The organism is Pseudomonas putida (genome assembly GCF_005080685.1).
Taxonomy (GTDB): Bacteria; Pseudomonadota; Gammaproteobacteria; order Pseudomonadales; family Pseudomonadaceae; genus Aquipseudomonas; species Aquipseudomonas putida_V.
The window spans coordinates 766654-778303 of the sequence record NZ_CP039371.1 but is presented as its reverse complement, the minus strand read 5'-3'; the positions used below and the strand labels follow the sequence as shown (position 1 = coordinate 778303).

Annotated in this window: 5 protein-coding genes and 2 pseudogenes; 4 read left to right on the top strand and 3 right to left on the bottom strand. The window is 56.9% G+C overall.

What is annotated here, in order from left to right:
- Window positions 1-2: 2 nt before the first annotated feature.
- The 3 genes and pseudogenes from E6B08_RS31410 to hrpB form a co-directional block, all read right to left on the bottom strand.
- Window positions 3-848: pseudogene (locus E6B08_RS31410) on the bottom strand (filamentous hemagglutinin N-terminal domain-containing protein); the annotation flags it as partial.
- Between the two features lie 23 nt (window positions 849-871).
- Complete coding sequence (locus tag E6B08_RS03840; protein ID WP_136912810.1) at window positions 872-2605, bottom strand: ShlB/FhaC/HecB family hemolysin secretion/activation protein; 1734 nt, start codon at window positions 2603-2605, stop codon at window positions 872-874.
- Window positions 2606-2720: 115 nt separating this feature from the next.
- A pseudogene (gene hrpB / locus E6B08_RS03835) lies at window positions 2721-4868 on the bottom strand (ATP-dependent helicase HrpB); the annotation flags it as partial.
- An 89-nt stretch (window positions 4869-4957) separates the two neighbouring features.
- Here hrpB and E6B08_RS03830 point away from each other — a divergent pair.
- The 4 genes from E6B08_RS03830 to E6B08_RS03815 are packed head-to-tail and all read left to right on the top strand — an operon-like array spanning window position 4958 to window position 11311.
- On the top strand, window positions 4958-7231 hold the full coding sequence (locus E6B08_RS03830) for a hypothetical protein (RefSeq protein WP_136912809.1): 2274 nt from the start codon (window positions 4958-4960) through the stop codon (window positions 7229-7231).
- Window positions 7218-9314, top strand: a complete 2097-nt coding sequence (locus E6B08_RS03825; protein WP_136912808.1) for a site-specific recombinase — start codon at window positions 7218-7220, stop codon at window positions 9312-9314. Before E6B08_RS03830 ends, E6B08_RS03825 begins: the two co-directional genes overlap by 14 nt.
- On the top strand, window positions 9301-9912 hold the full coding sequence (locus E6B08_RS03820; protein WP_111533185.1) for a hypothetical protein: 612 nt from the start codon (window positions 9301-9303) through the stop codon (window positions 9910-9912). Before E6B08_RS03825 ends, E6B08_RS03820 begins: the two co-directional genes overlap by 14 nt.
- Window positions 9905-11311, top strand: coding sequence for a tyrosine-type recombinase/integrase (locus tag E6B08_RS03815; RefSeq protein ID WP_136912807.1), 1407 nt, complete (start codon window positions 9905-9907; stop codon window positions 11309-11311). The genes E6B08_RS03820 and E6B08_RS03815 overlap by 8 nt, the downstream gene beginning before the upstream one ends.
- Window positions 11312-11650 lie beyond the last annotated feature (339 nt).

The following is an 11650-nucleotide window of genomic DNA, read 5'->3' as shown; positions in this document are numbered from 1 at the left end:
GGTCCGGCCTCGGTGCCCACCAGCTTGATGGTGTTGGCGTACATGCCGCCCAGGGCCGAGGAATCGATGGCCAACTGCGGCGCCTGGGAGGGGTCGCCAGCACGCGCAGTGGCGGCCAGCGTCTTTGCATCGACATCGTTGCTGCCGGCCACCACCGCCAGGTTGCGGGCCTGGATCTCGGCGTTGATCTTGGCACTGCGGGTGATGATCTCGAACTGATCGACATTGTTGGCGTTGAGCCCTGCCCCCTCGATGGCGACGCTGCCCTGCTCCACCTGGTAGCGCTGCAACTGGCCATTTTCGATGACCGGCTTGCCCGTGGTGAGCGTGGCCTTGGGCGTGTTGATGAAGCCGCAGCCATTGCAGGTGACGCCATAGGGGTTGGCGACGATGACATGGGCCGACTTGCCCGCCACCTCGGTGTAGCCCTTCAACTGGCTCGGGCTGCCACCGTTGACCTCGTTGAGGATGGTGCTGGCCGCACGCCCGCCCAGGTTGCTGTTACCGATGATGATCCCGCCCAGCTGGGTCGACTGGGTGCGCTCGGTGGCGTTGTTGAGGATCACGCCCTGCTGGCCGACGTTGTAGTCGCTGAACTTGTTGTGCGACAAGCCGGAACCGTTGGGCTTGGCGATATTGACGATGGGCACGCCATTGCCGGCCTGGCCGACGCTGGTGCCGCTGCCGTTGACCTTGATGCCGTCGGCCATGGCCACCAGCGGATGCCAGAACATCATGTTGGCCAGCATGAACGCCAGGCCACGCTTGGACAGGCCCCAGAAGGTCTGACGGGGTTGCAGGGCAGCCGAAGGCTGACGGGCCAGCAAGGCGAATTGACGAACGTCCATGTCGGTACTCGGAAAAATCGAAATTAGAGGTAGAAGTCCAGGCGGAAGTAGACCGGAGCCTCTCCCTGCTCGATGGCGCTCGGCCGCTCGAGGGAGTGGGCGAAGGTCACGCTGGCGGCCAGGTTCTTGCCACGGGCGAACAGTTCGATGGCATTGCTCGACAGCCGCCCGCTCTGCCCGCTGTTGTAGCGATCATGGCGAATGGCGCCGACGTCGTAGGCCAGGCCCAGGCCATACTCGGTCAGCGTTGGGCGTAGCCAATCCCAGGCCACCTGCCGGCTCCAGCGCAGGTCGTTGCGCCAGTAGTAGCCGCTGTCGCCGTTGAGGCTTTCGTCCTTGTAACCGCGTATCGACGACTGGCTGCCCAGGCTCATGCGCTGCGAGCTGAACAGTGGGTCCTCGCTGCGCTGGCCGGTGACCAGGCTGCTGAACAGCAGCGACTCGCCCCAGAGCTGCAGCGGCTGCAGGTAGCTGACCGTGGCGGTGTACTTGCGGTACCGGGCGTTGGCCAGGCGCTCGCCAGTTTTGGCGTCGCGCTGTTTTTCACGCTGGGCATCGAAGGCGCCGATGCCCTCCTGCATGCCCAGGTCGACGTTGATGAACGCGTTGCCGATACGCCGCCCGTGGTTGATACCGAACTGCGCTTCACTCAAGCGGTTGCTGTTGACGTCCACCTTGCTGTCTTCGATGAAGTTGTTGGTGCGCAGGTAGCTCAGGCCGGTGTTGAGGGAGGTCTTGCTCTGGGCATCGCGGTGGATCACCCGTTCCAGGCGCAGTTGGTGGCTCTGGCTGTCACCGGTCTGCTTGAAGGTGAAACCCCGCCCCTCGCCCAGTGCGCGGTACTCGTTCTGGCTGTAGCTGTAGCTGAGGTTCCACCAGCCGAACGGCAGGTTGTAATAGAGCATGGCGCTGCGCGAGGTCTTCTGGTGGTCGCTGATGGCATCGTGGCTGCCACGCAGCATCAGCTGGTCGGCCAGGCCCAACGGGCTGTCCCACTCCAGGCTGCTGCCCCACTGCTGCTCGCCGGTACTGCGCTGGCCATCGTTGCTGCGCGAGAGGCCCACGCGCCAGGGCTTTTGTGGGGTGTTGCGCACCACCACCTCGCTGCCTCCCACAGCCTTGCCTGGGGTCAGCTCCATTTGCGCCTGGTTGGAAGGCAGGCGGTTGAGTTGGTCGACCATTTGCTCGATCTGGCGCAGGTTCAGCAGGTCGCCAACGCTGCCGGGAAAGCTCATGTCCAACTCACGGGCCGAAAGCTTGCTGCCTTTAGCGGACTTCAAGCCCTCGATGCGGCCCTCGACCACGATGACTTTCAGGTGACCACTGGAAAGGTCTTGCTGGGGCAGGTAGGCACGGCTGGTGACCAGGCCTTTCCGGATGTAGAGATCGGTGATGCCCTTGAGCACCGCGTTGAGCTGCACGACGCCCAGGCACTGACCAACGTAAGGTTCTAGCAGGCGCTCACGCTCCGAGGAGGAAAGCGCATCGGCGCCGTCGAGCACGATCTCGTCGATCTGGAAGCAACGGCTGTCGCTGGGTGTTACCGGCGCCACCGTTTCGGCCTCTTTGCCGGGCAACTCCTTGAGTTGCTCCAGGCGCCGGTGCTGCTCTTCCAGCAGGCGGTTCTGGCGGTCACGGATCAGATCCTGGTCACCGGGCGTACTGATGGAGGCGGCACCGGCAATCGGAGAGAAAGCGACGAGCAAGGCGCACGCGAGCCAGCCATTGGCGCGCAAGCACAGGGAGGGGGAAAGCATGTTCGATCCTTCGAAACCGGGCAATGCGGCAAAAAGTCGATGATGTTAGGTGGCCATTATTTTGACGTCAATCAATCATCGACCTGCGGTATACATTTAGCGCCCAGGCCTGCAATCAGGTACCCCTTGGCTTGGCCCGGGCGGTGGCCTCGGCGATCAATGGGTCTTCGGGCCAGTAATGCTTGGGATAGCGGCCCTTCAGATCCTTCTTCACCTCGGCATAGGTGGTGCGCCAGAAGTTGGCCAGGTCCTGGGTCACCTGCACCGGCCGCCGCGCAGGCGACAGCAGGTGCAACTTGACCTGCTGACGGCCCTGGACGATGCGCGGGGTGTCGGCCAGGCCGAACAGCTCCTGCAGTCGCACGGCGAGGATCGGCGGGTTTTCGCTGTAGTCCAGGCGAATGTTCGAGCCCGACGGCACTGCCAGATGGGTCGGCGCCCACTCATCCAGGCGCTGCGGCAAGGGCCAGGGCAGCAGGTTGCGCAGCATCGAGGGCAGGTCCAGGGCGGCGAAATGGCTGAGTCGCGAGACCTTGCCCAAATAAGGCTGCAACCAGTCTTCCAGGCCAGCCAACAGCGCCTCGTCGCCCAGGTCGGGCCATTCGCTGTGGCCATCCTTTTCCAGGTCGAGCTGGCGCAGCAGCGCCACCCGCGCCTGCCACTGGCGCAGTTCCGCAGTCCAGGTGAGCAGGTTCAGGCCTTTGCGCCGTACCAGGCCGAGCAGCGCCTTGGCCCGGGCATCGTCATCCAGGCCCGGCAGCGGCTCGCGGCTGAGCACGAGCTCGCCGACCTTGATCTGGCGTTCGGCACGCAGCACTTGTTCGCGCTCGTCCCAGTCGAGGATATCGACCCGTTCGACCTGCTCGGCCAATACAGTGTCGAGCAATGCCGGATCGAATTCGGCCGCGAGATAAATGCGCTCTTCGCGCTGGCCCTGGCGGCTGCCAAGGTCGGCGATCACCAGCCATGGGCACTTCATCAGCGCATCGACCTCGGCGAACAGCGCTGCCCGACCATTGGCCAGGCGGTACTCGGCACCGCCTTCGCGCCGCTGCTGGGCGACGCGGTCGGGGTAGGCCAGGGCCAGCAGGGCGCCGAGCCAGCGCGAGTGCTCGGGGTCGGCCACCGCTGCCCGCGTCTTGCCCCGCAGCAGGCCACGGTACTGGCGGGCCAGTTGCCGGGCACGTTGCACCCCGCCCTGCCCGCCTCGGCTGGCCTTGCTCTCGCCGCTGAGCAACGCCAGCCGGCTGTGCAGGTCGGCACCGCCGCCACGCTGGATGTCGCGCTCGCCCAGCAAGGCCGCGACATCGCAGGCCATGCTCGCCAGGCCCAGGTCCTGGCCGCGCAGCAACAGGTGGGCGATGCGCGGGTGCGCCGGCAGTTCGGCCATGGCCTGGCCATGCTCGCTGAGGTGCTCGCGGCTGCCTGGCTTGAAGGCACCGAGCCGCGCCAGCAGGTCCTGGGCCTGGCCGTAGGCGGCAGCCGGCGGTTGGTCGAGCCAGCGCAACTGATCGGGCGTGACGCCCCAGCGGGCCAGTTGCAGGGCCAGGCCGGCAAGGTCGGCCTGGAGGATTTCCGCGCTGCCATGGGCGGCCAGTTGGTCATGCTGGGCCTCGGACCACAGCCGGTAGCACACGCCAGGCTCCAGGCGCCCGGCACGGCCGGCCCGCTGGGTGGCGCTGGCGCGGGAAATGCGCTGGGTATCGAGGCGAGTCATGCCGCTGCCTGGGTCGAACCGCGGCACCCGGGCCAGGCCCGCGTCGATCACCACGCGCACGCCGTCGATGGTCAGGCTGGTTTCGGCGATGTTGGTCGCCAACACCACCTTGCGCAGCCCCTTGGGTGGCGGGTCGATGGCGGCGCGCTGGGCATCGAGGTCGAGTTCGCCGTGCAGCGGGCAGAGCAGGATGTCCGGGCGCTGACCGAGCGCCTCCTGCAGGCGCTGGTGCACACGGCGGATCTCGGCCTGGCCGGGCAGGAACACCAGCACGCTGCCGGGCTGCTCGGCCAGGGCCTGGAGCACGCTGTCGACGACCCGCGGCTCGATGAACTCACCCGGCTGGAACGGCCGCCCCCAGCGGATATCCACCGGGTGCATGCGTCCTTCGCTGCTGATTACCGGCGCCGCGTCGAGCAACCGCGACAGGCGCTCGCCCTCCAGGGTCGCCGACATCAGCAGAATCTTCAGCGGCGGGTCGTCACGCAGCAGTTCACGGCCATTGAGGCTCAGTGCCAGGGCCAGGTCGGCATCCAGGCTGCGCTCTGAAAGTTTGCCGATTTGACAGATTGTCAAGGAACCTAAAAGCCTATACGATCCAGGCCACATGACAGGCTTTAAGAGAATCAAAAACCGTGACAATCATCAAAAGCAAGGCCTACCTCCACCACTACCCGCTGCAAGCCATCGATGATGAGCTGGCATGCAAGCTCTTGATGACGCCCACGACTATCAGTGAGCAAAAGGGGAATGCCCTCAAGCTTTTCGATTGCCATTGCCACTGCCTAGGTGAGCACTTGACCCTGACAAACCTGGATGCAGGGAAACTCACTTGGCTAGCCGAAAGCTTTCTTGGAAGCCTGAGCTCTGGCGATCTGTTCACACTTGAAGCTGACGTCATCCGGCAGCGCTCTGTCGCCGTTATCGAAATGCTCTCTGGCTTGGTCGATGCGCTTCCAGACCTGCAATTGCCAGTCTGGTCGCGCATTCGCTTGCCTCACTTCATTCAGGTATGGCGAGAGAGCAAGCACAAGCTAGACCCAGAGACCGTTTCTTTCTGGGCTGGGTGGGCGGTCAAGGGCAAGAAGGGCAAGCCGGTTTATCTCAAGCTGGCCGCGATGTATCACTCTCATGGCGCAGAATTCACCCGAGCCTTCCATGAAGCAGCCAGGCGCGACTCCCTAAAACGCGCCAAGGTCTCGAGTCCGATGCTCAATAAGCTCGCCGAGTTCATCTCTGAGCAAGGGTTTCGGTTCCCCCCTGCTGCTTTCCAGTCTCCAGAAATGATGGAGGAATTCTTCGAGCAGCTTTTCTGGCACTACCAAACCTCTGAATACGAGCGCAATGAAAACCCGGATCTGAATGGCCGCACTTTCAGAACCATGCGAAACCTAATTATCCGCTGCTTCCTTAAACCCGGCGTTTGGTCAGCCGACGAAGATTCAATTCCTCTTCCGCCTGGGAAGGCTCGCCCTGGGTCAGATCTCAACCTTACGACGAATAAACACGGTATCGAGATCAAAGATAAATTACTGACGGAAGTACCTGTGCACGTCACTGACATCCAAGCCATTGATCTGCTTTACGGGGAAATTACAAGTGACCTGTCATGCATCAAAAAATGGGCGATATCAGAGGTTCTGCAAATCAGAAAAGCCCAACGAACTCGGATCAGGGAAGCCAAGAACGGCACCTTCCTGAACCATTTCTACAAAAAACCCAGACTCAGCCTAAACTTTGACAAAGTTGGCGTCGCTAATATTTTCCGCACCTTTGAAGAAGAAGGCATGTGCACGACAGAACATGCACGCAGCCGTTACCGCATCAAGCTTCCGGCGCTTGCACAAAAGCTCGGCCTACCAACGACTTATAGTATGTTGCCGTTCCAGTGCTTACTTACTCTTTACCACCCGGAAATCACCACTACCTTCATGGACGACCTAGTGATTTGGGATGGCAAGAAAAGGGTTTCTTTCTCAAAGACCAATAAGGGCTATGAGCTTATTGGTTTCAAGGATCGACGTGGGAGCAAAAACTCTGAGCAAAAAATCTTGCTACACCCAAAGGCCGCCGCGCTCGTTCGCATGGTGGAAGAGATCACGGAACCACTACGACAGTATCTCAAAAAGCAAGGTGATCCAATCTGGCAGAAGCTCTTCCTGACCTGCGGAAATAGCTTTAACTATCCGAAAACAGCAGACAGCAATTGCCTGAATCGAACTGTAGTAGAAAAATACGCGTCCACACGAAAAAAATTCGTTGACAGCCTATCTCCCCACACCGCTAAAAGAGGCGACGACTTGGTGGATTTCATCAAGAAGCTATCTACCAGCAGGGTGCGTGCCCAGGCAGCTGTTGCTGATTATATTGAGAACCACAATTTGCCGAGGCTTGCCAGGAAGCTTGGCCACGCTTATATGAGTCGAGATTTGCTGGACTCCTACCTACCGACCGCAATCTACGACTTCTTCGCAACACGGTATGTACGTATCTTCCAGAAGGGCATCATCTGTGAAGCTATGAAGGACAGCGAATACCTGCTGCGAGCCTCCAAGTTTGACGACTTTGAGCAACTGCACGAATTCTTGAGCCGGTACACGCTCAAGGAGGTTCCAGAGAACCTCAAAACCAGGGAAGAAAACCTCTTGGCCGACGGCGAGATCGTGGAGGTGGGCGTTTCTGTATCTGCTGAAAGCATGACCGCGCTGATGTCCATCAGGCAGGCCGTGAAAACCAGCAAGACGCCACACTCTATTCGAGGACTGGCAAGGTACTGGGCGGCAGTTTGCGACATGGTCGAGAAGTACATCCATAAGGCTCGCGACAAAGCCCTGCAAGCTCACCTTGAAACTGCCATTAAGAACTGCAGCCCAAGCGCCTACGAGAAGATGATCCATGCAGTATCCTGAACACCTCGCACATTTCGCTGCCCTGTTCAAGAAGCGTGACTTAGCCCACTTCATGACGGCTCCCTGGCTTGTTTCTAGCTATAAGCATCCTGTGTGGAAGTACAATTTTGGGTTCAGGACAGACCAAGACTTGGACTGGCGTGTTCACCTGTATGACGGATCGTTATTAACCGATCCGCAGCACCTCAAGCTGCTCAACTCTTTGCAATGCTGGTTGATCGCTTCAACTGAGAATGCAGCTGGGCCCGGCTTCACCAATAGCTTGGCCTCCCAGGCGGCCTCTTTTCGGCGAACCCTGACGGTCATCGACCATATCCTTCAAAACGCTGAAGGTTTGGAATTGGTAGAACATGGCCTGAGCGCACTGACCTATGATGTGATGTGCGACATTCTCGAGCAGATCGGCACCAACAGCACCGTTGCTTTGAGCACCTATGATTGGAACAACCGCCTAGCGGACTACTGCATGTCCCTTCTGCAGACAACCGATCCTGAGGAAATTGAGGAATATCTAGAGAAGTACCCCACTCTTGCTGACATATCTCCTATTCAGCTTGAAGAGAATACGCTTCCGATCCCTTTGGATCTAATTCCACAAGTACGAGCCGCGCTTTATATCAATCGAATGTACCACACCAATCCAAATGGTGGTCTCAACGTTAACTCAGTTCGCGTCAGCGCTCTACTATACAAGGATACTTTGGCTGGAAAGAAGCGGCTCAAGCCGCTGCACAGCATTCTAGGTTTTATTTGGCGAAAAGATCGCTTCATTCGTGAGTTTGAAAGCGTTCCGGTCACGAATGGTACCCCAGACCGAATGACCAAACGGGACTTGGTATTGTACCGTACTGCATTTACATTCTTACAAAAGATCTCAACCCTCGACTTCAAGCTTCCCAGCAAAGAAGATCTCCGAGAAATTGCTGTCTATAAGGTTAGTGGAGCCGCAATGGGACGGTTCAAAAACGTCCCCACCCCAATTATCTTCAAATCGATCAAGGATGGGATCGAGTTTCACTTCAAACACGGCCCACAGCTTCTCAAAAGCTACATAAACATCGCCAAGTATTCTGTCAAACACAAAGTGAACATCACTGGCATTCCGGACGAGACTGTTGTCTCGCTCCTGGAACCCTCCATTGCTCAGCTTGGAGTGCAGTATCTGGGGGTTTCAACTCGTTCAAGCGGAAGAGATCCGGGGACTGAACTCAAAGAATCCAAGGAAGTGTACTTTGGCAAGTTAAGGGACAATGCAGGCCTGCTGGAGCTCATCGGGGTGTACTACGGAGCCATCCAGTTATTGGTCGGAGCAACCATGGCGAAGCGTGGCAGTGAGTTACGCGACCTCGACCCTACCAACTGCCTCAGCGAGGACAAAAGCTGGCTGATCGCCCGCATCGCTAAGTCCAGCCGAGGTCAAAAGGGCCGAAGGGCTCGGAATGCTCGCCCCATCGATCCCCTTGCAGCGGAGATGGTTCAGACGCTGATCGACTTTCAGAAGGAGCTGATCGAGGTTGGTTTCATCGATCACCACCTTCCGCTGTTCTCGTCGCCAGGCATCATCGGCACAAGCTCTCTGACGCCCTGCGACGTGTACCTCTACTACAAGAACATTGACCTGTTCTGCGACTACTTTGAGGTCGAGCGTGATAGCCAGGGGCGTCGTTACTACATCCGTCAGCATCAACTGCGGCGGTTTTTCGCGCTGGTCTTCCTTCACTGTGGCTACGGGGCCAGCGCGGGCATCCTCCAGTGGATGTTCGGACACACTGACCCCGCGCACATCTGGAACTACATCACCGAGGAGCTACCTGGCAAAGAGCTTCGGAACACTTTGTCGCAAGCCCTCAGCGAGCGTATCGCCAGTGGCGGCGCCACGCACTATACTGATGTGATTGACCTGATTGAGTCGAAATTTGGCACCCGAAGCGTGGCAGTAATGGACGCAGAAAAACTTGCAGACTACTTCGATTTCCTGATGGAAACCGATCAGATGACCATTGAGCCAGTATTTTTTGAAAGTGATACTGGCTTACGGGTAGACATACTTGTTGTTTTGAGGAAAAAAGATGAACTGGGATGAAGGCAAGGCCATTCAAACCGCCTCAATTGAAAACACGCGAAAGTTACTACTAGCAATAATAGCAACGCCGTCCAAGTACCTCGAAAACACCGAAATCAGGGATGCACTAATCAGCCAAGCATCCCTGGCAAGACTCGACCTGAGAACTAGCATCGAGGACGAGCCAATTTACATAACTCCGATAAGCCTAAACACCTTTAAGCAGCGAAGCGAAGAGCGCATGCCAGGTGGCTTCTCCGCAATTGACAGTCTTCGAAAAAATGCCGCACTGGCTATCAGAAAAGAAGAACAAAGACCACCTCCCGCAAAGAATAATAGAACTCGAGAGGCTATACTAGAGCAGCTTGCGGAGGCCAATCTGAGTCTAGATGTGCACAAACGCGCTAACTTGATACTCCTCCAGACCCTATCAGATGTTCGCAGCAAACTAGATGGCGTCGTAAGCGCCCAAGATGAAGTCACACGCAAGATTCGTGCTGCAGAGATATTGAAACGTATCACCGCAATAACCAGCTTGAACCCTGCGATGTATCAAATTCCGCCCATACAGAAAGCATCAGTCGTGTCCATTGCGGCCAAGGGCAAGAAAGATGACTGACAAATTCCTAGTAGAAACGCTTGATCATGTTGATCTGTTCCAAAGGTACGCAGGGGGCAAAACGCGCAAGCATTCCTTCTATAAATTTCCCTACATGAAATGGCCAAACAACGAGCCATGCAATATCGCCAACCTTTACTTACTTAAACTCTCCAAGAAACACGAACAAATCTCTGCCGATGGTCGCATGCAGGACAGCAAAGGCGGAACAATAGGCCAGTACGCGAGCTATATTAGCCAGCTAATAAAGCGTTGCTGGCAATACAGGATTGACCCCTACCATATAACCGATAAATTTTTTGAAGACTTCATTATTGAGCTTATTCAAGAGTCGGATCCTAGAAGACTAGACAAACCCAAGCGTAAAGACAGAACCACCCTAAATATTGGCAGAGAGTGCCTAAACTTTTTAACCTGGATCGGCGAGTTCCATGGCGACCCTAACTTCGTTTCTGAAAAGGGCACCATCAAGTTGACCACCGAGGAAGTCATTCGCACATTTAACAAGCACCATAAAGTAACGAAAACAACATCGCACCACTCCTTCCCTTTGCCCTTCCGCGAACATACTCGGAGTCCGATTTCCGAGCACAACGTTGATCGAATGGAGCAGGCAGTACGCGATTCTGAAAAATCCGAATTTCTTAAAGCTCGTCACCTTGCATTGCTTGCCCTCCTACAACACACGGGCGCTCGTCGTACAGAAATTGCATCTTTGACGACATCGGCCTTGCGAGATGCAATGCTTATGAAGTATCCGATGCTCAAATTTGTAACGCTGAAACGTGGCGAGAGCTTTGTTCGTGAGTTCCCAGTTAATGCTGTTGCACTAAAAGATGTCAAAGATTATTTGGCTTTGCGGCAAAAGCTAATAAAATCTCATCCAGAAAACAAAAATGACTATTTGTTTATATCAGACAGAACGGCTAAGCCGATAACCCCAGAGACCATAACCAAGATTGTAGCAAACATTAGAGATGCTGCCGGCATTGAAGAACAGGCATGCGCTCACATGTTCCGCCATGCATTCATCACCAACTTGTTCACGCTATTGGTTGAGCGGCACAAATTTGAAAGCAAGGATGAATTCGAGGCAGCACTGATTAGCGATAAAGAGTTTTTGCGCAAGGTCAAGGAATGGACAGGCCATAAGAGCGTTGAGTCCCTCAGAACCTACCTGACCAAGGTATTCGAAGGAGATAAGAGCATTGGTAATGCTGCGGAAAGCGTTCATCAAACTAATACGCTAAAGATCTATCAGAAAAAGTACGATGCCCTGTACAAAAAATTTAAGCTCAAAGAAATCACTCAAGATGAGTTTATGCGCCAGAGTGATGAGTTGATGGAGTTGCGTGATCTCGAGCTGTCCAGGTACGACCCCAAGCCCAGGTCTCTGTGACGGTAGGGAGTAGGTCGACCGTCCACAGCAGATAGCGATCTACCTAGCCCCCGTTTGGGGGAGTAACGACATGCGGTTTGGGCTTGTCCCCTCCGGGGGACGGCTCTCGTGAACCAAACCCCGGCTGCGCCCGGTTTTGGCCCTGCGGGCTTCCATCCTCAAGCCTCTGGCCCTTCGTGGGCCGGCGCGCTCCGCTTGCGGTCGTTACTGATAGCCGAGCAACCCTCCAAGACACTCCCCCCCGAAACCAACCTGGCGATGCCCTTCCCGCAGGCTCTTGCGGAGTAAATTTGCCTGACCTATGATCAGGCCAGGCGGTGATGGTCGCCTGGCGCCTGT